The 23,929-nt window shown below is 35.7% G+C and carries 17 protein-coding genes and 1 pseudogene; 11 read left to right on the plus strand and 7 right to left on the minus strand.

Annotated elements, in window-relative coordinates; genetic code table 11:
• Nucleotides 1-7: 7 nt before the first annotated feature.
• Entirely contained in the window at nucleotides 8-541 is a 534-nt protein-coding gene (locus LEP1GSC049_RS222440; protein ID WP_004755376.1) for a type II toxin-antitoxin system antitoxin SocA domain-containing protein, read from the minus strand.
• Between the two features lie 18 nt (nucleotides 542-559).
• Here LEP1GSC049_RS222440 and lipB point away from each other — a divergent pair, with 18 nt between their 5' ends.
• The 6 genes and pseudogenes from lipB (at nucleotide 560) to LEP1GSC049_RS02000000224450 (ending at nucleotide 10,055) form a co-directional block, all read left to right on the plus strand.
• The gene (gene lipB, locus LEP1GSC049_RS222435) at nucleotides 560-1,204 is read left to right on the plus strand and encodes a lipoyl(octanoyl) transferase LipB (RefSeq protein WP_004754331.1); all 645 of its coding nucleotides are present in this window, start codon (nucleotides 560-562) and stop codon (nucleotides 1,202-1,204) included.
• A 298-nt stretch (nucleotides 1,205-1,502) separates the two neighbouring features.
• Nucleotides 1,503-2,657 carry an LIC_12071 family protein gene (locus LEP1GSC049_RS222430; RefSeq protein ID WP_004763630.1) on the plus strand — a complete coding sequence of 385 codons (1,155 nt, stop codon included), beginning with the start codon at nucleotides 1,503-1,505 and terminating at the stop codon, nucleotides 2,655-2,657.
• 6 nt (nucleotides 2,658-2,663) lie between these two features.
• Complete coding sequence (locus tag LEP1GSC049_RS222425) at nucleotides 2,664-3,599, plus strand: STAS domain-containing protein (RefSeq protein WP_016560532.1); 936 nt, start codon at nucleotides 2,664-2,666, stop codon at nucleotides 3,597-3,599.
• 3 nt (nucleotides 3,600-3,602) lie between these two features.
• Nucleotides 3,603-5,198, plus strand: coding sequence for a murein biosynthesis integral membrane protein MurJ (gene murJ, locus LEP1GSC049_RS222420; protein ID WP_004758375.1), 1,596 nt, complete (start codon nucleotides 3,603-3,605; stop codon nucleotides 5,196-5,198).
• A 9-nt stretch (nucleotides 5,199-5,207) separates the two neighbouring features.
• Nucleotides 5,208-5,429 (plus strand): DUF167 domain-containing protein, encoded by a 222-nt coding sequence (locus tag LEP1GSC049_RS222415; protein ID WP_004755096.1) that lies wholly within the window; start codon nucleotides 5,208-5,210, stop codon nucleotides 5,427-5,429.
• 10 nt (nucleotides 5,430-5,439) lie between these two features.
• Nucleotides 5,440-10,055: pseudogene (locus tag LEP1GSC049_RS02000000224450) on the plus strand (LA_1737 family protein).
• A 418-nt stretch (nucleotides 10,056-10,473) separates the two neighbouring features.
• Here LEP1GSC049_RS02000000224450 and LEP1GSC049_RS222410 read toward each other — a convergent pair.
• Both LEP1GSC049_RS222410 and LEP1GSC049_RS222405 read right to left on the minus strand, forming a co-directional pair.
• A complete protein-coding gene (locus tag LEP1GSC049_RS222410; protein ID WP_004754090.1) occupies nucleotides 10,474-11,472 on the minus strand; it encodes a patatin-like phospholipase family protein in 999 nt (332 codons plus the stop codon).
• Complete coding sequence (locus tag LEP1GSC049_RS222405; RefSeq protein ID WP_004754896.1) at nucleotides 11,469-12,215, minus strand: lysophospholipid acyltransferase family protein; 747 nt, start codon at nucleotides 12,213-12,215, stop codon at nucleotides 11,469-11,471. Before LEP1GSC049_RS222405 ends, LEP1GSC049_RS222410 begins: the two co-directional genes overlap by 4 nt.
• Before the next feature lie 724 nt (nucleotides 12,216-12,939).
• Here LEP1GSC049_RS222405 and LEP1GSC049_RS222400 point away from each other — a divergent pair.
• From LEP1GSC049_RS222400 to LEP1GSC049_RS222385, 4 genes are read left to right on the plus strand one after another with little or no spacing between them, the layout of a single operon-like run.
• Nucleotides 12,940-13,854 carry a CheR family methyltransferase gene (locus LEP1GSC049_RS222400; protein WP_004753853.1) on the plus strand — a complete coding sequence of 305 codons (915 nt, stop codon included), beginning with the start codon at nucleotides 12,940-12,942 and terminating at the stop codon, nucleotides 13,852-13,854.
• Between the two features lie 23 nt (nucleotides 13,855-13,877).
• A complete protein-coding gene (locus tag LEP1GSC049_RS222395) occupies nucleotides 13,878-14,453 on the plus strand; it encodes a chemotaxis protein CheB (RefSeq protein WP_004754535.1) in 576 nt (191 codons plus the stop codon).
• An 8-nt stretch (nucleotides 14,454-14,461) separates the two neighbouring features.
• Nucleotides 14,462-18,079, plus strand: a complete 3,618-nt coding sequence (locus tag LEP1GSC049_RS222390; RefSeq protein ID WP_016560363.1) for a response regulator — start codon at nucleotides 14,462-14,464, stop codon at nucleotides 18,077-18,079.
• A gap of 13 nt (nucleotides 18,080-18,092) precedes the next feature.
• On the plus strand, nucleotides 18,093-19,208 hold the full coding sequence (locus tag LEP1GSC049_RS222385) for a sensor histidine kinase (RefSeq protein ID WP_004754174.1): 1,116 nt from the start codon (nucleotides 18,093-18,095) through the stop codon (nucleotides 19,206-19,208).
• A gap of 650 nt (nucleotides 19,209-19,858) precedes the next feature.
• On the opposite strand, the gene LEP1GSC049_RS222380 is transcribed toward LEP1GSC049_RS222385, so the two are convergent.
• The 3 genes from LEP1GSC049_RS222380 to LEP1GSC049_RS222370 form a co-directional block, all read right to left on the minus strand.
• Nucleotides 19,859-20,092, minus strand: a complete 234-nt coding sequence (locus LEP1GSC049_RS222380) for a hypothetical protein (protein WP_004758335.1) — start codon at nucleotides 20,090-20,092, stop codon at nucleotides 19,859-19,861.
• On the minus strand, nucleotides 20,089-20,538 hold the full coding sequence (locus LEP1GSC049_RS222375; protein ID WP_004758368.1) for an SUMF1/EgtB/PvdO family nonheme iron enzyme: 450 nt from the start codon (nucleotides 20,536-20,538) through the stop codon (nucleotides 20,089-20,091). The genes LEP1GSC049_RS222380 and LEP1GSC049_RS222375 overlap by 4 nt, the downstream gene beginning before the upstream one ends.
• Before the next feature lie 128 nt (nucleotides 20,539-20,666).
• Nucleotides 20,667-21,314 carry a TetR/AcrR family transcriptional regulator gene (locus LEP1GSC049_RS222370; RefSeq protein ID WP_004763609.1) on the minus strand — a complete coding sequence of 216 codons (648 nt, stop codon included), beginning with the start codon at nucleotides 21,312-21,314 and terminating at the stop codon, nucleotides 20,667-20,669.
• Between the two features lie 85 nt (nucleotides 21,315-21,399).
• On the opposite strand from LEP1GSC049_RS222370, the gene LEP1GSC049_RS222365 reads away from it, so the two are divergent.
• Nucleotides 21,400-22,983: a phytoene desaturase family protein gene (locus tag LEP1GSC049_RS222365; protein ID WP_016560407.1), complete on the plus strand. Its 1,584-nt coding sequence runs from the start codon at nucleotides 21,400-21,402 to the stop codon at nucleotides 22,981-22,983.
• A gap of 507 nt (nucleotides 22,984-23,490) precedes the next feature.
• On the opposite strand, the gene LEP1GSC049_RS2000000228160 is transcribed toward LEP1GSC049_RS222365, so the two are convergent.
• Nucleotides 23,491-23,646 (minus strand): hypothetical protein, encoded by a 156-nt coding sequence (locus LEP1GSC049_RS2000000228160; RefSeq protein WP_162129101.1) that lies wholly within the window; start codon nucleotides 23,644-23,646, stop codon nucleotides 23,491-23,493.
• Between the last annotated feature and the right edge of the window lie 283 nt (nucleotides 23,647-23,929).

Consider the following 23,929-nt stretch of genomic DNA (forward strand, 5'->3'; position numbering starts at 1 on the left):
GGCCCCGCTATTCGCTAAATAGTACCTTAAAAATTTTACCAGAGATATTTAAAAGCGTTTTCCTTTTAAAAAAGTGAATTTTGGTATTTAAAGTATCCATACTAAACGGAATTTCTGCAAACAGAGGTGAAATGATATAATTTTCGTATAAATTTGGATACACTCTATTTTCATCATAAACTGCATTTTTGAAATTTTCCAATACCTTACGAATGATTCTTTTTTCTTGTCGGTTGAGATCTACCGCTTCCTCTCCCGGTTCTCCCGTCCATACAATCTGAAATCCGGAAATACCTTTTTCCGTTAATCTAGGACGGATATCAATTAGACCGTTTTTTCTCAAGTGAAGCAAGGCGGATTGTAAATCCAGTGCACAAGGAGAATCTTCTAAATGGATATAGGTCTGGTTTGTAATTAGTTTTGCGTTTTTTTGAAAGTAAACTCCGTCCGAATAGTAAATCAGTTTAGAGAGAGATAAACGATCTCTTCCGTTGGGAGATTTTTGTAGGATAAAAGAGATGACTTCTAAAAGTTTTTCCATATAAAGAATCTTGTGAAAATGATCGAATTTCGAGAAAAAATTCCTTACCTCCGTTACTTGGAAATGCAGGATAAACTGCGAAAGTTTCGGAAGGAATGTATTCTATTTTTGGAACACGCTCCTACAATCACCGGCGGAATCAATTATAATCCTGAGAATCTTTTAGTTAAGCCGGAATTTCTGGAATCGATGGGTATTCAGATCCATTGGATCCAAAGAGGGGGAGATTTTACCGCTCATGAGCCCGGACAACTCGTTTTGTATTCTCATGTGGATTTAAAAAAGAGAAATCTTTCCATCCGTTTTTATTTAGAGAATTTACTTAGGTCCGTTATCGACTCGGTCAGGTCTACTTGGGATTTGCACTTGATTTCCGATTCTGATTCTCCTGGTTTATATCTGGAATCGAATCCCTCTCAAAAGATTTGTTCGATCGGAGTGAATTTTAAATCCTTTTTTACCAGTCACGGTATTGCATTTAATTTAAGTAATGATTTGAAAACGTTTCGTTGTATCAATCCTTGTGGTCGAAATTGGATGAATATGACGAGCGTAAAAGATTTAGGTCTCGATTTTGGTCTTCATAAAAGAGACGAATTGATTTCCTATTTGAAAAAGAATCTATGTTCTTTCCTAGAACCGATGAATGCAAGTTCGTCTTAGTTTCACGGATAAACCCTAAAATTGTGGGAACTCTTACTAATTAAGAAATTACGGATAAACCTCGAAACTGTGGGAACTCTCACAAATTAAGATTTTCACGGATAAACCCTGAATTGTGGGAACTCTTACTAATTAAGAAATTACGGATAAACCTCGAAATTGTGGGAACTCTTACAAATTAAGATTTTCACGGATAAACCTCGAACTTGTGGAAACTCTTACTAATTAAGATTTTCACGGATAAACTCCGAACTTGTGGGAACTCTTATCAAAATCATTCGTTTTCTATGAAAAGTGATTGGGAATTCTTTTTTATTCTCAAGAGAAAACCTATTTTCTTCCGATTGGATGGATAGTGAAGATTTTCAAAAGTATATTCTATTTTCTTTTGCTATTGATCGTTTGCGAATCGATAGCTCTTGGAATTGTCGCCTGGTCTTTTTTAGAATCTTCTTTGGCCTCATTTGAACTTTTGAAAATTGGCTCAGACAATCGAGCCAGGGACACATTAAGCGCTCTTGCTAAGGCCGCGGAAAATTCCGGAGTAAGCGGTTCTTACGAAGATATGAATTTCGTTTTTTCTAGGTTTGTCAAAGTCTCTGAAAAAGACGCAGATGGTTATACAATCAAGGAAATCTTTTTGACCAATGAGGAAGGTATCGTTTTAGCTCATTCCAATCCGGAATATCTTGTAGAAAACTTAAAAAAAAGAAAACCGATTTCTTTATATCAAGATCCACTTTACACCAGGGCTTTTCATCTTCGCAAGTGGCAGGTCAGTATTCCGGTTCTTTTGAGTCAAAAGAAAGATTTTATTTCTAAGAGTTTTTTCTTTTCTAAGTTCGAAAAATTTTTTCCTGAAATCAACGAACCGGAAATTCTTCTTTCAGCGGCAATCTATCATCCAATAAAATTAGAAAGAGTCGCCGCGATTCATATGATCTACGACAGGGGAAACTTTCGTAAGTTCGTTTTTCAGCAAACGGAACTTTTAGAATGGCTTCTTAGAAATGATTCTTTGATTGCTTTAGGCGCGGCTTTATTTTTAGAATTTGTATATTTACTTCTGACTTTGATGGGCTCTAAAAACGATCGTTCCAGACCTTTTGTAGAAAAAGTTTCTCATTCGCAAGAAGTTCATGTTCCGGTTCTTGCAAAACATTCTAGTCCTTTGAGTTCGGTCGTTTTTCCTGGAAGTTTGGGAAATTCCGAGCAGAACCCTGAATCGATACAAACAGAACCAGTTTTATCTTCATCCGATTTGCAGACCACGTCACAAACTCAATCTTTCGAACCAACTACAGTGGCAACCGAAGCGATTCAGAAAATAGAAACGACAGAGATTAAAACGGAAGCGAGTCTTTCTCAAGTCATAATGAAAACCGAACCAGCCGTTTCTAAAATCGATCTTACTTCCAAAGAAGAAGTTTTAGACGCGATTTATTTAGGATAAACAAAAGTGGAAATCAGATCCAGACTTTCCGAAAATATCCTAAAACTTAAATTAAAAGGACGTTTGGATTCTGCAAGTGCTGAGGATTTTTATTCGTATCTAAAATCGAAATGGGAAGAAGGAATCCGTAAATTTTTATTTTTTTGCGAGGAATTAGAATATATTGAATCCGAAGGGATCGAAGTTCTTGCTAGGTTCGAAAATTTTTTGAAAAACAGAGGCGCTTCTTCCGCCTACTGCGCGTTTAACGAAGAATGTAAAACTCTTTTGAGTTTTTTAGGTTTTGGAAGATCGATTTCTTTTTTTGACGATTCTAATCGTGCCGAGGAATTTCTTTCTTCGATCAAAATTTTAGATCAAAGAAGTTCCGTTTCTTCTACTTCTAAAATCCAAAGAAATTCTCCGGTTCAATTTTATTCTTCTCGTAAGAGTGAAACTTCACGCGATATTTTTATTCCGGAAATTAAAACCGTTCCCGAAGTTGGAAACGAATCTTTGAAATCGGAGTCTATAGGTTCTTTCGGACTTGCTAGTCAATCTCAGAGATTACAGGCCTTTTTAAACGAAGAAGAAGCTTCACAAAAAGAAAAAGAACTCTATAAAGTAGATACTTCTTCTTTGAAATCATCCTCTAAAATAGAGGAGAAAACTTCCTCCTTAAAATCGGATTCTTCTTCTTCTTCTCAGTTAGAAGAATCATCAGATATAAAAATCAAATCTATCTTAAACCCAACTTCCCAAGAGTATTCCGCAAAGTCGGCTTTGGAAAAAGCGATTCAGACGGAAAAAAATTTTCCAAAAAAAATCATTTATTGCGGAGCCTGTTCTTCTCGAATTCGGGTTTCTAAACCGGGAAGATACCAGTGTCCCGCTTGTCAGATTCAGTTTGACCTAAATAGCATGGACGGGGTTCGATACCTAGAAAAACTTCTAGGAACCTAATCTTTGTCCAACGCAGCTTCACGTAGTATCGCTCTTTCTTTTTATACGTTTTTATCTAGAATTTTAGGCCTTCTTCGAGATCATTTTATGGCCGTTTCCTTTGGAACCGGTATGGTGGCTTCGGCGTTTTCGGTGGCGTATCGTCTTCCTAATATGTTTCGTAATCTTTTGGCGGAAGGTACACTGTCTCAATCCTTTCTTCCTCTTTACGCAGAGTCCGGTAAAATAAGCGAAGAAGAAGCAAAAGTAATGAGCGGAGCGATTTTGTCTTTTTTATTTTTTATTTTATCTATTTTAGTGGGTATCGTATTTCTTTTCTCTCCTTTTTTTCTCCCTATTCTTGTAGGAGGAACAAAAGAATATTCTAATTTAGTAATAGAGCTTACTTATATTCTGTTTTTTTTAATCGTTACTGCTAGTCTTTCCGCTATCTTTATGGCGATTTCCAATTCTAAAAATCGTTTTTTTGTACCTTCTCTTTCTCCGATCATTCTGAATTTATGTTATCTATTCGTTTTTATTTGTTTGTTCCCGTTTGTGGAAGATTTACACGATAGAGTGATTGTACTTTGTTTTGCGATTGTTACCGGAGGTTTTTTACAACTGGCGGTTCAGGTCTGGTATGTTTGGAAAAATAAAGACACGCCTAAAATCAACTGGAACTGGAAACATCCATCCATTCAAAAAATTTTTAAACTGATGCTTCCAGCAGCATTAGGCGGAAGTTTTTATCAGTTGAGTTTACTCGTAGATATTTTTTTGGCTAACTGGGTACAAAATCAAAATCCAGGACTTGGTGCAGTCGTAAGTTTAGATTATTCTCAAAGATTGGTTCAGTTGCCCACTGGGATCATCGGGGTCGCACTTGCCACTACAATTTTGCCCGCTCTTTTGCAATCTCTTAAAAAAGAAGAATGGTCTTCTATACGTCAGGAACTTGCAGGCGCGCTTGAGTTCGCATTATTTTTGACAGTACCTGCTGCTCTTGGGATGGCGTTTCTTGCGGGTCCAATTTTAGATTCTATTTATTTCGGAGGAAAATGGGATCACATTGCCACTCGCACAGCGATTCAACCCTTGGTTTTTTATTCTATTGCGATTCCTTTTTTTAGTATTAATAAAATATTAATTTCTTCATATTATGCGTTTCAAGATACAAAAACTCCTCTTCGGATTCAGTCAATATCGTTTACGATCAACATCGTTTTGAATTTATCTTTGATTTGGTTTTTAAAACATTCTGCGATCGCCTTATCTTCTGCGATTTCTGCTATAGTCACTTTTTTACTTTTAGGAATCTTTTTGAAAAAACACAAAGTCGGATTCCCTTGGATCGAAATCTTTAAAAAAATTTCCAAAATGTCGATTCCGTTTTTGTTATTGGGAAGTTATCTTTTTTTTCATCAATTTTTCTTATATTCGACGATTCTAAATTATTTGAGATCGATTGGGATCGACTACGTACAATCTTCTAGAATTCATTTAAGTTTAGTGATATTTCCGTCAGTCTTAATTTTTTTCATTTCCAGTCTCATTTTTAAAGTGGACGGGATATATCTATTGACCCGAAAGTTTCGTCGAAAACAAGAAATCGCCTAAAACAAAAAGATGAAACTTACGGTTTACGTAAAGCCGAACTCTAAAAAGGTTTTCATTCGAAAGGAAGAAAACGGAGTTCTAACGATCGCGGTTCGAGAACCAGCCTTAGAAGGAAAAGCAAACGAAGCAGTGATTGAATCTATTTCCAAAGAAATGAAAGTTCCTAAAAGTAAGATTCGAATTTTATCCGGCCAAAAAAACAAAAAGAAAACAATCGAAATCGATCTTTAAAATCTTTTTTATGATAAAAAACCGAATCCTAATTACGATCTTACTTCTACTTCCTGGGATTCTTGCGGCACAAAATAGAAGTTATACGGAAGATCCTTTCGACGAATTGATTAGAGAAAAAAAAGAAATTTTCGGAAGTGAAAAAGAAGAAAAATATCCGGTTCGGATGCTTTTCGTAGACGTTGAAAAATGGCCAGGACATTTATCTTGGCACGCGTTTTGGTTTATTAGAAAAACCGATTATCCAAAATTTAAGCAATTTAGAATATTCCCATTTTATAATTCTATTGAAGCGAAGTCTGGAAAGGCAAGCCTGGATTCTGTTTTTCCACTTTTTAGTTATCGTAGAGTAGAAAGAAACGGATTTCAGGAGAAGACTTTTTTATCACCTCTTTTTTACAGTAATAACGTAGAGCCGATAGGCGGTGGAATTGGTTATAGGGAATCTTCTAAATTTTATTGGTTAGGTTACAATTCTAACTCTTCTGGTCCTGGGTTTGAAAAAAAATTTTCTATGTTTCCGGGTTTTTTACCTTTGTTGATTTTTGAATCCGATTTCAATAACGGAATCAGATCCAATTCTATGATGGTTCTTCCTTTATTTTATTTTCATAAAAATTCTTTGGAAGAATCAGACACTTGGTTTACTTTACTAAGATGGGGGCATGATACAGAAAAGAAATTTTTTAATTTTCTACCGTTTATATATTATACCAATTATAAAATCAAAGAAGATTATTCGTTTACTTTTTTTCCATTGTATCATCAATCCAGGTCGACTGGCTTAAACTCTCAAATGTTTTCTCATTATTCTCCTTTTTTATTTTGGGAAAAAGAAAAGTTTTTGGATTCGGAATGGGAATCTTCCTTTTTACCTTTATTTTTATTTTATAAATCAAAGTTACTCGTTTCCGGAAAAGAAACCACTCGTTTATTTTTTGCACCATTGGCTCTGTATCTTAAGGACAATGGAGAAAATTATAAAATTCGAAACTTTCTAGTGTTTCAATGGGGAAAAGAAAACGACTGGAGTTATTTTAGGATTCTTCCTTTTTTCTATTGGTCCAAAACGAAAGATCAGTCGGATAACGTTTTAACTTTTTTCCCTTTTTGGTTTTATAAAACAAATTCTTATTTCCATATTCCTTTATTAGGTTTTTTTCATACTTCTTTTGATGATCAAAGCGAAACGGTTGCCCCGTTTTTTTATAAGTATAGCACATCGTATGAAGAAGAATTCTTTCTTTTAGGTTACCATTCTCGTTACGTTAGACCTGGTTCTTCTGATTTTGACAGTTTTATTCGTTTTTATCCGTTTTATTATTCCTCCTACAAACAAGACGGTTCGTCCTTTTTAGGTCTGGCGGGTTTATTTTATCGTTGGAAAGATTCTAAAGACGAAACCGTTACTAGAACTATTTTACCCTTTCATTATTATCAAAAAATGAATATAATCTTTTGCTTCCTTTCTATTTTAGATTTGGAGGAGATGATATAGATTACGTTTCCTTTAGTCCGTTTCATTATAAACTTAGATCAAAAAACGTAGATACAGATTGGGTTTGGCTTTATTATTCTTCGGAAGATAGGAAAGAAAAAACGAGTTCGCTTTTTGTGGCGCCTTTTTACTTTGAGTGGAAAAGTCCTGAGTCTAGAGGAGATATTTTACTTCCCGCGTATCTCAAATATTATGAAAAGAACAAAAACTTAGAATTGTATTTTGGAGGTTTTTCCGTTTCTCAAACAGTTGGAAGGTTCGACGCTTCTTTCAAATCGAACGCTTTCGAAAAAGAATACTATATAGATTTAGATTATTCTTTTATTTATAATTTATTTAGCATTTCTTTGCGAAAAGAAGTTTCCAATCCACTTACTTTTTTTACGGATGAAAAAAAAGAAGAAGAGTTAGCTTTAGTACAAGTTCAAAACCCAAAAAGTAATGAAGTTAAAAAAAGTTTTAGCATCGAAAAGACGAGTGAGGAATCTAAGACACTTGCATCGAATGAAAATTCCAATTTCGCTTCTTATAAAAAATTGGCTAGGGAAACTTCTAAAAATTATTTCGGCTGGGAAGCTTTGTTTGGAATTGTCAGTTATCAATCCGGAGACTATAAAAAACATTTTCGAATTCTTCCCTTGACTTGGTTTACTTGGGGGACAAACAGCAAAGATTACATATTTTTTTGGCCTTTGCCGCCCGTTTTTTTTGGAAAGGTGGGAAACGAATCGTATCGGGTTGTGTTTCCTTTTTACGCAGAACAAAAGAAAGGAACAGACTTTGTTCTTTCTTTAGGAATTTTTCTATTTTTAATGGAAAAAGAAAAAGATCGTAGGGAATATTCCATTCTTTGGCCTTTAATACGTTATGCGAAATCTAGAGAAGAAATTTCGTATCGTTTTTTTCCTATTTTTACCCATCGTGAAACCGCAGAACGCTTAGAAACGAAAAGTATATTCTATTATCGTTATAAAGAAAAAACCGTAAGTTACGAAATTTCTTCTTTTCACGGAATTTTATTTCCTTTCTACCAGGCTTCCGAAGAAATTTTTACAAAAAAAGATTTTAGATCCGGTTCTGGTTATAATACTTTGATTCCTTTTTATTTCCGAAACTACTCGGATCATTTTGAAAGTGAAAAACAGATTTTTCAAGAAAGAAATTTATATTCTATTTTATTCTTATATTCTTATAAAGAGGATCTGCTTTTAAAAAGAAGAGAATCTTCTTTCCTAAGTCCGTTTTATTATTTTTCATATGAAGAATCAGATGTTTCGTCTATTTCCGACCTAAATTTGATTTTGCCGATTCCTTTTATCGTTTGGGGAAGGGACAAAAAGGGAGAGGATGGGGACAAACGATTTCATTTTATCTTAGGTTATTATACCTCTTCTTTTTTTCAGAGATCAGTGAACGCTACTTTACGAAAATCTTCTTGGAATTTTCTTTTATTTACGGGTGGAGAAAAATATATAGACGATTCTTATTCTTCTTTAGGAGCGCAGGAAACGACCCGTTTTTATTTATTTCCGTTCTATTTTGGAGAAGAAATCACGGAAGGCGGAAATTGGACGTATCGATCTCATAAAATTCCGATTTTATATTCCAGCCAAACAACTCCTAATTCTTATGATATTACAATTTTATTATTTTCTGGATTTAAATCTGATCCGGAATCGGGAATCAAACGTACAATGATTCTTCCTTTTTGGTATCAGAGTGAGAACATAGATAAGATCTCTGGAAATGATTATAAGAATTTTAAAACTTTCACCCCAGTTTTTTTTCAAACAGAAACTTCTGAAAATTGGGCAAACGGAGAAAATAGTTCCAAAATTTCTAGGTTCTATACAATTCTTCCACTTCCAATGTTTTATACGTTTGAATCTAAAATCAAACGTGGTCCGAATGCTTCTCGTGATTTAGTTGTAGAAGATGAATGGGGTTTTGATTGGTTGCTTTTTATCAATTATAAAAAGGAGAATAAAACTCTTTTTACAATTGAAACACAAACGGTTTCAGAAAATAAAACTCGAATTACAACTGAAACAGAATCAGTTTCACTCAAGACGTTATTTGCTCTTTATGGTTATGAAAAGAGTGAAAAATTTTCAAACCGTACCACAGTTTTAAAACGACAGATCAGTACTTACTTTTTTCCATTGTTTTTTTATAAAAGTACCGATTTGAAAGATGATTCATCTACTTATAGGTGGATGGTTCCGATTTTAGTTTATAGAAGTTTTCAAGGAAATCAGGACGGGACCGTGATTTCTCATACCAATTTACTTGGAATTTTATTTGATTATCAAAGAGATGACGTAATGAAAAAGAATAGTGTCTTTTTCTTTCCTTCGATTTACTATTCTAACGATCAAAAAAACAAAGATAAAACTTTTTTCTTTCTTCCTTTCTTTTATACTCGGTCGTATGGAGATTCAGAATCCAATTTTTTTATCCTAGGTTATTATCAACGTAATAGTGAATGGTCCAATCGTTATAACTTTTTATACTTATTCGATTTGGAATCCTACGTGTCCGATCAAAGAAAAGAGCTTAGTCTTTTTTTGGGAGTATTTAACGCGGAGTTTGAAAGGAACAGAACACGATGGGGTGTTTTCGGAGGGATTCTGTTAGGTTACGAATCTACTCCTCAGATGACTGATTGGAATTTTTTATGGATTCGGTATTTAAATTCTCCTCAGGAAAAAATCCAAAACTTTCTACCTATTTATAGATACGGCGAAACCCAAGAAGGTTATTCGTTTTTAGCGCCTCCGATTTTGACGTATCATTCAAAGGATTCTGAAGGTTCGATCACGTTAGGTGGCCTTGGTCTTATTTATTACCAGAATCGTTCCGAAATGGAGAAAGAAGAATCCACCAAAATTTTAGGAGGACTTTTGTACTTCTCCGAAAAAAAAGCGCTTAGAGGTTTTCAAAATTACGGAGTTTTAGGGGCACCTTTTATCGGAGGATTACTTTGGAATTACGAACTAGAAGAAGAGACCGGTTTCCAAAAAATGTCCTTTTTAAAATTTGTTTTTAGTAGGACTACTTATAAGGGTAAAACTTGGAACAGTTACTTTGGAATTTCTCCTTCTTTGTGGTTTGATGAAAATGATTAAGTTTCCGCAAAATAAAGTTGGAAAGATTTTATTATATTGTAAAGTAATAATACTCGGATGAGGATCCCTAACAAATTCGTACTATTTAGCATCCTTAGTACTTTCTAATATTAAAAAATTTTATTTTTATGTTTTATTCCATTTAAAATAATGTGAGCAGAACGTAAGAAAATCTAGGTGAATCTGGCTTGCCGGACCGAGCTTTTTAGCTTTGGTCAATAAATTGCAGGAAAGAAACCTAATGTTTTATTTTGTCTTTAGTTACAATTTATTATAGAACGCGTTTTGCTAAAGTTCCTCTCACATCGATCCATTTCGCGTTAATTTACGTTAAAATAAAATCGTTTATTATAATAAACTTAATCATTTATAAAGTTTTGGAGCATTTTTATCTTATGGAACCTTAAAAACAAAGACTTTATTTCAATTTTTTTCTCTTAGAAACGGATTTCTTTTTTGGAATGGAATTTCGAGTCTGTTTTGAAATCGATCCAGTGGTAGAATCCTTTTTTGAGTTTTGATTTTTAGTAAAAAGTTTTAATAGTAATTTTCCGATTTCTTCTCCTTTAGAAACTCCTAGGTTTACTGCTTCTTTTAGTTTGTTTGCATTTGTAGTAACTAAACTAACTGGAAGTGGATTTTCAGGAGAGATCGTATGAATTCGTACTCCTTTAGGAGGTTTTTGCGCGACAGCTCTTGCTAGGTTAAAATGATGATGATGCCATCTGTTCATTAACTTTGCCATTTTCCAGTCTTTTGGAAAAGACAGAATACTAGTTAACATATTAAACGGAGGAGAAATTCTTTCCACGGGTGAATTTAAAACTACCGTAATGTCTTTGTATCCTGCCTCTATCAAATCTTCGAGAGGAAGCGGATTGAGAACCGCTGCGTCGGTATATAATTTTCCGTCTACTTTATGTTTGCCTCTAGTTGCGATTGGAAGAGAGGTTGCTGCTTTCAAAAGATCGAATATATTGGAAGAAGTAGCGCGTACGTATTCGATCGTTCTGGTTTGTAAATTGCTGACTGCGATTCTAAATTCTGGTAAACCGAACTTTTCAAAATTTTCTGCGGGTAAAGGATACTTTTGCCCAAACAAGTCGTCTACAAGATACTCTTGATCTAAAAAAGTTTTTCCTAAAAAAGGATGAAAGGGAGATATGAGTTTTCTTCCTGCGAGTTCCATATACCAAATCGCTAAAGTTTTGAGACTTTTTTCCGGTTCTGGTTTTGGCATCGTAACGTAATACGCGGCGGAACAAGCGCCGGAGGATACCGCAACCACTAGATCGAAATGTTTTGGAGATACTATCGTATGCAGGGAATGTAATGCACCTCCCGCGAAAGCTCCTTTCATACCTCCACCTTCTACAAGAAGAGCTCGTTTACTACCTTTGGCTATTGGAATTTTCATACTACGGATTCTACCTCGGATTCTTCAAAATTTTCTAATTTAGATTTTTTGAATTCAAATGGATATATAAGATTTGTGAGACTTGCAATTTCGTGCATACATTCGTGTAAAAATTCTTCCGGGTCTTTGTCCGGGGTTAAGTATTTTAATTCTCCGATACGAATTGTAAGAGATGTTCTGCGTAAAAAACCTCTAGGACGATAGTCTAATCCTAAACATAAAACAGGGAGAGGAGACTGCGGTTTTCCTACGATAAAACGAAATGCCCCCGGTCTTCCTTTTCCCATTTTGTAGGGAACCGTGGTTTGTTCCGGAAAGATGACGAGCATATTACCATTGTATAATACTTCTCTTGCAAAAAGTAGATCCCTTTTACTTTTGCGCGGTTCCAATCGATTGAGAGGGATTCCTCCACATTTTAAAAAGAAGTTGAAAAACATAGGTGCTGCCATGGAGTCTTTCATGATCGCCCATATATCCCAGCGTACTTTATACAATCCTTTGGCAAGTCCGAGAGGAATGTCGTCGTTTCTCTGGTGTTTCACTAAAACTAAAACATTTCCTTTTGGGGGAACGTTTTCTAATCCAATCAATTCGGTTTTATAAAATAGACTTCCATAGATTTGTCCGAACCATCGTAAAATTTTTTTTATTCTAAGAGAACTGCCGGGATGTACTCCCGGTTCCGAGTTGTATTTTTTGTCAGATTGGTCTTGTTCTTTGGGTTTAGTTTTTGGATTCATACTGATTTGTCTGAGCCAAAATAAATGGAAGGGGTTGCAAAAAAAAGAACTTCTTTTTGCAGAATGACGAAAAGTTGCGAGAGTGTCAATCGTGTAGTTGAGTCTTAAATATTTCTCTATTTTGCACAAATAACTTGGGAAGATTCAAAATCGAAAGAAAGTAAACTTATGATCGTTTCTAAAAACATACACAATGATTTAGATAAAATCAGTGTAAGTGTTTAGATTTTGCGTTTAGAAGTGTATTTGTCTTATTCAATGTTCTCATAGTAGCCGTTTTTGATCGTATAAATTTTAGGACGAATTTTATTTTCTAGACTATCTGTTTTTTATAAAAAATGTCTAATTTACAATTTGAATTTTGAAAAAGGTTTTAAGATTTAGACCTAAAATTGAGTCTTTATTACTTTAAAGGTTAAGTTTTAGGATTCAAATTTATGAATATTATCTTACTGATCCCTATGTAATAGAAATACGATTCAATCTGAAATGAATCCATCATTGAAAGTAGAATTTGGATGATCTATTGTGTCGCACAAAGGACTATAGATGAGAAAATTATCATATAACCAATTGAGAATTTAATTTTATATTCTCAAAAATGAAACTTCTTAAAAATTAAATCGAATTGAAATAAATTGTTGATTAAAATACGTTTTGGCGATTCAATTAAGCGGTTTCTTTTTCGAGGAAGTTGGTTCAGTTTTTTGAAAGCGAAATTGTTATGTCAGAAGATACTCTTTTTACTAAAAAGAGAAATAAGTTCTATTCCGATTTAGAAAGTGATCAATCTTTCAAATTGAAAGAACCTTTTATGAAATTTAGGGATATTCAAGATATTGAAATTAATCTTCTTTTGGAGATGATCTTTGAAAAATACGGTTATGATTTCAGACAATATTCCGAGGCTCACATACGGAGAAGACTTATCAGTAGACTTACTCTTTCCGGTTTAAATAGTATTTCTGAAATGCATACACAGGTGTTACAAGATAAAATTTTTGCTTCTAAGTTATTACAAGACTTATCGATCACGGTTACGGAAATGTTTCGTGATCCAGATTTTTATATATGTTTGAGAAAGAAGGTGATTCCCATTTTAAAAACGTATCCGTTTGTTAAAATCTGGCACGCCGGTTGTTCTACGGGAGAAGAAGCGTATTCAATGGCGATTCTTTTAAAAGAAGAAGGATTGTATGAAAGATCGACTCTTTACGCCACAGACTTCAACGAACAAGCTTTGAAGGTGGCGAAGGAAGGAATTTTTAGAAATCGAAGTATGAAGGAATATACGACCAACTATCAGCTTTCCGGCGGGAATGGTTTTTTTTCGGATTATTATACTTCTGACGGCGAGTTAGTGATTATGAATCAAACGTTGAGAAAAAATATAGTATGGGCTCATCATAATTTAGTAACGGATGGAGTTTTTGCGGAAGTGAATTTGGTATTTTGTAGAAACGTTTTGATTTATTTTAAAAGAGAACTACAAAACAAAGTGCATCATCTTTTTTTGGAAAGCCTCGTCAAAGGAGGTATTCTTTGTTTAGGTTCTAAGGAGGGAATTTCTTACGGCGGGTTGGCTGAAAAATACGAATCTTTAGATTCTAAACAAAAAATATATAAGAAAAAATACTAGAATTTGTATATTATAAAATTCGTATGAAATACGGAGCGATCGTGATAGGAGTTTCAGCAGGAGGGTTAAATGCAATGAAAACCATATTGCCGACTTTACCTGCTCAATTTGGAATTCCTATCGTGGTAGTTCAACATATAGGAGCGCGTTCTGATGGGGAATGGTTCCGAATTTTAGAAAAATTATGCAATGTCAAAATCAAAGAAGCAGAGGAAAAAGAGGAAATAAAATCGGGTGTGGTATATGTAGCACCGCCTAACTACCATTTATTGATTGAAAGGGATAGGACATTTTCTTTTTCCATAGGGGAACGAGTGAACTTTTCAAGACCGTCCATCGATGTTTTATTTGAAACCGCCTCCGAAGTATATGGAGATAAACTAATCGGAGTTATATTGACGGGCGCAAATTCTGACGGCGCTCAGGGTTTAAAAAAAATTAAAGAAAGCGGCGGCTTGGCGGTTGTTCAAGACCCTTTAACCGCAGAGATTGCTTTGATGCCTCGGTCCGCTATCGAAGCCACGTCGGTGGATTATGTACTTTCTTTAGAAAAGATAGCTGAATTGTTCATAAGACTGGATCAAAATAACCTGGAGTAAAGATAAATATGACCATTCGAGGAAAGCTGATCATAGGATTTTCCATCATTCTAGGGATGTTGCTGATCAGTGTTTTATTTGTTTTAGATATGGTTTCCGATTCCAACGATAGATTAAAACGAATCGTAGATATATCCGCAAAAAAAGTGAATTTATCTCATGAAATTTTGATCGGCGTTTTAGAAGCTTCGCGCCACGAAAAAAATATCATTATAGAAAGGGACCCTATAAAGATGGTCTATTATAGAGATCGAATTTATAGAGCGGTGGATTCAGTAGATCAAAATACGATCGAATTACAAAGTTATACGGAAGCTCAAGGAGGGGAAACACTTCAAGACTTTATATCTTTATGGACGGCGTATAAATCGGATTTGGCTCAAATCGTTTCTCTTTCTTTGGAAAATAACAAAGGTAGGGCGTTTGAAATTTCTATTCGTAAAGGCCTTACGATACGAGACTCTATTATTAAAACGTTAAGTTATCTGATTAAAAAAAGTGAAGAGAACATGCAATCCGATAAAGAGGAAAACGAAAGAAAATATTATCTGACGTTTCTTTTTTTTATTATACTTGTTTTAGCAAGTTTGTTTATAGAAATTGCGGTTTCTTATTGGATCATCAGAACGATAGGTAATAGAATTCAATTTATTTCTCAAGAAGCCGAAAAAATTGCAAATAGGGAATTTTCGGACGTTCCGTTTGCGGGAGTCTATAAAGATGAACTTCAACCGATTTATCAATTCTTAAACAAAATTCGGGAAAGTTTTAAGGAAATAACGGATAACGCGAATAACGTGGCTTCTGGAAATTATTTCGTAGACTTTGTTCCTAAATCGGAGAAGGACGTTTTAGGAAATTCTCTACGTATGATGACTTCCTCTCTTAGAAAAAAAACTCAGGAAAATGAAAAACACAATTGGATGACAAACGGTCAAAACTTTCTCAACGAAAAATTAAGAGGGGATAAGACCGAATCATTACTTGCAAAAGACGTAATTACTTTTTTATCCAATTATCTAAATGCAAACGTAGGAGCTATTTATCTTTGTGACGATTCGGAATGTAGCCTATCTGTTTTCGGAAAATACGGTTTTATTTCTGAGGATCGTTCTTCCGAAAGATTTGCGCTTAACGAAGGTTTGATCGGACAGGTTGCAGCCGAACAAAAACGGATCTTTTTAACAAATGTAGAAGAAGAATCTATTCGCATCTTATCAGGAATACTGAATACAAAACCGAGACAAATATTAATAGTTCCTTTTGTATTCGAAGGAAAAACACAAGGTGTAATTGAATTGGGGAAGCTGGATTCTTTTTCCTCTTCTGAAATCGAATTTATAGAATCTTCCGTTCAAAGTATAGGAATCAGCTTTAATTCCGCCAGAGCCAGAAGAAAAATCCAAGAGCTTTTGGAACAAACACGTATACAGAGCGAGGAACTTCAGACTCAGCAGGAAGAATTGAGGCAGATGAACGAGGAGTTGGAAGAACAAACTCAGGTTTTGAGACAACAACAGGAAGAATTAAAAGTTTCTAATGAAGAGTTGGAAGAGCAAACACATATTTTAGAAATGAAAAATAAGGAAGTAGAATTAGCAAAAAGTGATATAGAACAAAAAACGAAACAATTGGAGCTTTCGGGTAAGTATAAATCCGAATTTTTGGCGAACATGTCTCATGAACTCAGGACTCCTTTGAATAGTCTTTTGATTCTTTCCAAGGACTTAGCAGACAATAAAAGAAAAAATCTTTCCGAAGATCAGGTAGAAAGTGCAAACATTATCTATAAAAGTGGGCACGATCTATTGATTTTAATCAACGATGTATTAGATTTATCCAAAATAGAATCCGGGAAAATGTCGGTTAACGTAGAAAGGGTGACTTTGAGAAAATTCGCAAAAGAATTAATAAGCGCATTTAAACTACAGGCCACGGAGAAAAAGTTAGATTTGGATTTGATTTTTGAAGACGATCTCCCGGAAGTAATTCGAACCGACTCTCATCGATTAAATCAAATTTTAAAAAATTTGATCTCTAACGCGTTAAAGTTTACGGAACGAGGAAAGGTTCAACTAGAGATCAAAAGACAAAACAAAAATAAAATCCTATTTTCGGTGATTGATTCCGGGATTGGAATTCCAGAAGAAAAACATTCAGCTATTTTTGAAGCGTTTCAACAAGCTGATGGAAGTACTAGTAGAAAATACGGTGGAACTGGACTCGGTCTATCTATTTCCAGAGAACTTACCAAACTACTAGGAGGAGAAATTTTTCTTAAAAGTAAAGTAAACCAAGGTTCTACGTTTTCCTTATCACTTCCGATCGAAATCAACGAAATTCCAATTTCGGAAAAAGAAAACGAAGTTGTTCATAACTCGGTTGATTCTATCCAAAACGAATTTATCAATTATCCAACTTTACAGGACGATAGAAATCAAATCGGAGAGAACGATAAGGTTCTTTTGGTTATCGAAGACGATTTAAAATTTGCTTCTATATTGATTAAACAGGCAAATGAAAAGGGATTCAAATGTATTTCCGCCGCGACTGGAGAAGACGGATTGATTCTTACTCGAAAATACAAACCTCACGCGATTATTCTTGATTTAGATCTGCCTGGAATAAAAGGACAAACCGTATTAAACGAATTAAAGACCGATCAATCCGTTAGACATATTCCGGTTCACATAATTTCCGCAAATGAATATTCTCTCGAACTCATTCGAGGAGGTGCGGTAGAACATATTAGAAAACCAATCCATAAAAAGGAGTTAGACGAAGCGTTTAATCGGATCGAAAATTTCATCAATAGAAAGATGAAAAATCTTTTAATCATAGAAGACGATTCAAATTCGAGAAAGATGATGCTCAAGTTGATAGGAAACGGAGACGTTAAATGTTTCGAAGCGGATTCTGGTAAGGAAGCTCTTAGAATTTACGCTGAAAATTATTTTGATTGTATCATTTTGGATATAGGACTTCCCGATATGAGTGGTTTTGATCTGATCCAAGAAATGGAAAAGATCAAGAAGGAACAGATACCTCCTATCGTCATCTATACGGGGAGGGAACTTACAAAAGAAGAAGATAAAGAACTTCAGAAATATTCTGAAAGTATCATTATCAAAGGTATCAAATCCGAAGAAAGATTATTGGACGAGACCGCGTTATTTCTTCATAGGATGATTAATAATCTTCCAGAATCAAAACAGAATATTATAAATAACTTATATGATAAGGATGCGGTTTTATTTCAAAAGAAAATACTTTTGGTTGACGACGACATGAGAAACGTTTTTGCTTTATCTAAAATACTCAGTGAAAAAGGAATGAACGTTTTAAAGGCGGAGGATGGGAACAGCGCTTTGGAATTACTTTCTAAAAACGAAGACGTAGACCTGGTTCTTATGGATATAATGATGCCTGAGATGGACGGTTACGAAACGATGAAAAAGATCCGAGAAATTTCGAAGTATAAAAATCTTACTATTATCGCTTTGACTGCGAAAGCGATGCAAAACGATCGACAGAAATGTATAGAGGCAGGTGCAAATGATTATATACCCAAGCCGGTTGACGTAGAACGTTTGTTTTCTTTGATGAGGGTTTGGTTAAGTAAATAGAAGGTTAAAGATCATGAAGTCAAAACCGAAAATACTAATCGTAGACGATAAGCCTGAAAATCTGATCGCCCTAGAAGTTGTGTTAAAGGATTTAGACGTGGAGTTAGTCAAGGCTTTGAGTGGAAATGAAGCTTTAAAGGCGATTTTACGTCATGAATTCGCTCTGGCGTTATTGGATATACAGATGCCGGAAATGGACGGATATGAATTAGCGGGAATTATACGTGAAGAAAACAAAACGGCGGAATTACCGTTTATTTTTATATCTGCGGTTTATACGGATAATTTAAACGTGTTTAAAGGATATGAAAAAGGAGCATTTAGCTTTATCACAAAACCGTTTCAACCGGAAATATTGATCAATAAGGTTCAGTTCTTTATAGACAAACATCTTCAAGATGCCGCATTACACGAATTAAATGAAAATCTAAGACAGAAAAATTTGGAATTGGAATATTCGAACAAAGAGTTAGACGCGTTTACTTATTCTGTATCTCATGATTTAAAAGCTCCTTTGAGGGCTATAAGAGGTTACACAAAGATATTAAAGGAAGATTATGAAGAAAAGTTAGATGAGGAGGGAAAAAGGGTTCTAGGTTTAATCATAGATAATTCTTTAAAGATGAGTAATTTAATCGATAGTCTTTTGCTTTTGTCTAAGTTAGGAAAAAAAGATATGAAGAAAAAGCCGATCGATATGGATCAATTAGTAAATACGATTCTACAAGAATTTCAAGAAGATTTGAAAAATGGAAAACCAAGTTTAGAAATAAAAAAACTTCCTTCGATTATGGGAGACGCTGAATTGCTCAAACAAGTACTGATTAATCTTATATCCAATGCGATTAAATATTCTTCTAAAAAGGAAAGTCCGAAGATAGAGATAGGTTCGTCTACAAATGAAAAAGAAATTACGTATTACGTAAAAGATAACGGTGCCGGTTTTAATATGCAGTATGTGAATAAGTTGTTTGGAGTATTTCAAAGATTGCATGAGAACAGTGAATTTGAAGGAATCGGAATCGGATTGGCGATCGTTCAGAGAATCGTTTTGCGTCACGGAGGAAGGGTTTGGGCCGAAGGGGAGTTAAACCGTGGTGCGACATTTTTTTTCTCTTTACCTATATAAAACTTAAAAAATTAACCTAACGCCTTTTAGGAGACTGACAAAATAGAGTCTTTACAGGCGAAGTCGTTCTCGTTTTTTTGCAAAAAGAGGCAGTGTGTTATTTATTTAGAGAATTTCAATATTCTTAATTCATAATTTTTTAAAATATTGTATGCGATTCTGTTTTTTATCTTAACGATTTAGATCATATCAATTCTTCGAAGAAAGAGTTGTAGCTTTTCTAAGATCCATTGTAACCCAAGACTTGGTATGAACGCAATCAACGATGTTATACTAAATTCAAAACTAAAATCAAAAATTCCATAATCTTTAGCTAATGGAGTGTTATGGAATACCGCCTTGCTGATCAAGGCTACATTCGTGAAATGAAAGAAATAAATTGAGATCTTTAGCTTTATATCTAACGTAGATTTTGAAATTCGCCTAAACCAATGATAATATGCGACTACGGTTAGAATGATCATTGCTATTGCGAGTAAAAATATGAAGCTATATGAATCAGATTGAATACCTAAATCTGCTTTTCTTCTTACTCCGCGCGAAATAACTCAGATTATACAAACAATTTCAGAGCCAGATAAGTGATCGATAGTAACGTTTTTAGCGGGGAACGGGTAACGCTCGCGGACAAGTATCGTTAATTCAAATATTTATTTACGAATGCATCGAATATGCGCGTTTCCATTCCATTGAGAAAATGCATAGGATCCGATGTCGGGAGTAAACAGATTGAATCCCTGAGTGGATGTTCCGCCGTAGGAAAGATTCTCGGATTGATATTCGCCGATCCACTCGTCAGTAATTCTTGCAAAATAAGCTTCACGAAAAGTCGGTAACCGCATTCCTAATTGATTGCATCGATCTTGAGCTGCCTGTTTTGTCATAGATAAGAACTCCAGTTTTCGATCGATTTTGAAGATGCAATTCTTCTTTCCATCGCCGAATCCTTTACACAGCGGACCAACTTCTTTGATTTTTTATCAGCCATCATTTGAAGATCGGTGTATTCAAAATAAATCGGGAAAAAACTCGCTTCCTTTACGACATCGTTCGAAACCCAGTATTCCGGTCTCGCAATTGAATCTTTATCATTTTTTTCTTTCCATTGACTCGTAATTCCGGATTTCTTAGCGGATTCCATTTCCTTGTATTCCGGCAAACGTTTTCCTTGATTTCTGCAGAATGCTTCCGCATCAAACCAATTCAAAATACTCTGCTGATCATCAAAGGTGATTGCAGTATCTTTCGCAGACAAATTATAAAAATTGAATAAACCGGCTAAGAAAAGGAATGATATAAATTTTACCGCATTGATAGGAATAGAGCTCATATAACCTTCTTTATTGCGAATACTTGTATTGTGTTGTAACCGAAAATCTTAAGAGGTTTCGCTTAACTTTAAATATACCAAAATTCTCTATTCTCGGTCACTCTTTTCAAAGAAATCGTTCGGCAAAATCAATACGAACGCTTCGAAGAAGTTTCATCCGACTTCATTCCGATGTAAAGATAATGGATCAGTTCTTTCGTGATTCTTCTTGCTTCCTTCAAATCGACGGACCGAAACATCACTTGTTTTCCCGCCAAAAGTACCGCAATGCCGTGAACCATGGTCCAAGCGGACGTCGCTGAACTTACCACGTCGTCGGTTCGGATAACGCCGGCCAATTGACAATCACGAATGATCTCGACGATGATCCGAAACGATTCATCCTCCGTTTTAACTAAGGATTTGTATTTGGAATGGCTTTCGATTTGATTCCCGTACATGATGCGGAAAAGATCGGGAAATTCTAAAGCGAACTCCACGTAACAAACGCCGGATTCGCGGAATAAGAGAAGAGGTTTTGTTCTGTATTTGACCTGAAGTTTTTTTTGACGTTCGGCGAGCATCCTAAAACCTTCTTCCGCGATATCCGCATATAAGGATTCCAAATCCTCATAGTGACGATAAGGAGCGGATTGACTTACGCCAGCGTACGTCGCGGCCTTTCGAAGACTCAAAGCCTTATAACCCTCGTCTTTCAAAATGCGGAGCGAAGCCTCTAATAAGGCTTTTTTCAGATCACCGTGATGATATGAATTTTTATCCGGAGATTTTTTCATGTTGACGATTATCACATTTACGGTTCTAATTGAATTGTCAATGTAATAACTGTTCACATTAAACCGATTCGGGAGGAATTCGTCAATGAATATCGATCAAATAGGAAACGAGTTCGATATAATATTTATAGGTTCAGGAATGGGAAGCCTCTGTGCCGCCAGTCTTTTAGCCCAATCTTACGGTAAAAAAATCCTGATGATAGAAAAACATTCCCAACCCGGCGGTTTCACGCACGAGTTTCAAAGAAAGCAGGGAAAGTATCATTGGGACGTGGGAATTCATTACGTTGGAGACATGCAAGACGAAGGTCTTTGCAGAAAAATTTCCGATAAGATCACTCGAAAAAAAGTTCAATGGAAACGAATGCCGGAACCTTTTGAAAAATTGATTTTCCCTTCCGTATCATTCGACATCTACGGCGATCCTGAAAAATTCAAATCTGATCTTGGAAATAAATTTCCAGAAGAAATAGAAGCGATCGATCGTTATTTCAAGGATATCAAAAAGACTTCGAATCTGTTCGGCAAATCGATCATGATGCGCTTAGCTCCTCCTTCCTTGGATTCAGTGGCTGGGCTTTTAGGAGAATCGAAAATTTTCACTCTCAAGGAATATTTAGACGCGAACTTTCGCAGTCAGGAATTGAAGGGAATTCTTGCGGCTCAATGGGGAGATTACGGCTTGCCTCCTTCCAAGGTGGCCTTTGCGATGCACGCTACTCTCGTGCAACACTATCTTCACGGCGGTTATTATCCGATCGGAGGCGCGGGAAAAATTTTCGATGCGATCGAACCGATTCTGGAAGAATTCGGAGGCGCCGTTCTATCCTCCGTAGAAGTTAAAGAAATTCTAATAAAGGATGGAAAGACCGTCGGAGTCAAAGCCAAGGCTCTTCGAGGAGAAGGATCCGAACGGGATTTTTCAGCGCCGATCGTAGTCTCTTGTGCGGGAGCTTACCCCACATATACGAAGTTGATTCCGGAGAATTATCCGATATCGTTTCGAAAAAGTCTAAAAGAATTTTATAATAAAGAAAAGATGACCACGAGCGTTTGTCTTTATCTCGGCCTATCCGAAAGTCCGGCAAAGTTCGGTTTCAAAGGAGAGAATTATTGGATCTTCTCATCAAGCGATCACGATCAAAACTTTTCGGAAAGAAACGATTGGATCGGATCGAACGGAGAAATTCCAAACCTCTATCTTTCTTTTCCGAGTTTGAAAAATCCCGAAGCAAAAAGTCATACGATGGATGTGATCACGTTTACGGATTACGATCATTTTTCTCCGTGGAAATCGGAACCTTGGAAACGAAGAGGAGAAGAATACAAACAACTTAAAGAGAAAATTACGGAACGAATTCTAACAACTTTGGAATCTCGTTTTCCCGGAATCAGAAAAATCGTGGAATACGCCGAACTTTCGACTCCGATCACAAACGAACATTTCACTTCCCATCCGGACGGAGCGATCTATGGTTTGGCCTGCGTTCCAGAACGATACAAAAAGGAAGAATGTCCTTGGTTCAACGTTCGAACTCCGATCGAAGGATTGTATCTTACGGGAGCGGACGCCGCTTCTCCGGGTGTGGCGGGAGCAATGATGGGTGGACTTGCATCGGCTCTTGCGATTACCGGAAGCGGTGAACTTCTGAAGGAACTGCGCAACTAAAACGGAACGATTCGCGTTTCATTTTTTGGAAAGAATGGAACGCGAATGAAATCGCCCCGTTCGATGTTCGAGGAGAACCAAGCAGAAGCGGAATTTTTAATTTTAGTAAATTATTATATTAGAATCTATGATATAATGGGACGCCATTCTCAGAGTTGAACACACATCCTTACGGACTACAACGAAACGGGTTTCGAGTTGCGGTCCACCGTAAACTACACGTCGTATTTGTGAAATTTTCCTTTGTCTTCGTGAAACTACAACGAAAGTTTATACTTTCCGGGTAAAAAGTAAAATTCAATCTCTTCAAAACGGGAAGGTTGAACGTGATACTGATATGAAAGAGTTCGTTTCTCCGAGCCGATATTTAAGGACAAAGGTTCCTGAAAATCCTTCCACGTAAAAGAAAAGCGGACCTTCGGAGAACCGTCCGCGGAGAGGCGTTTCGTTTTTTTATTTCATCGAGAACATTCTTCTAGTTCGATTTCCAATACGATTGAATCAGAGTCATCCCGGCGTCCGATTTGTTATATGTTTCCCGATCGATCTCGCTTGTACACTTTCTCCGCCTCGATCATAAATCGTTTCCTTTCTTGTTTCGATCCGATCAAAACAATTTTTCACCAACGATGCGTGTAAATCCAGAAGTAATTCAGGCTTCATCAACATTAGGTTATATGAGCCCTGAAGAATTTGAGAGAAATATTGCTTAAAAGACTGTCCACTTTTATGTGACTACTTTAGTTTCTCTTGCGGAACATTTTGTTTAACCAGCTAATGGTTGGTGCCTTAGGTTCCTTCCAATACCTAGTCACTATGCTTAGAAATATTTGCGGTCAATCTTCATATCTTTTTGATTTGAGGACGCGACACCTTTTTAACTTTCGTTTGCAAAGGTCTATGTAAAATAGAAAATCATAAAAAGACTTCAATCTTTTCGCAATAA

The sequence above is a fragment of the Leptospira kirschneri serovar Cynopteri str. 3522 CT genome (assembly GCF_000243695.2).
Lineage (GTDB): Bacteria > Spirochaetota > Leptospiria > Leptospirales > Leptospiraceae > Leptospira > Leptospira kirschneri.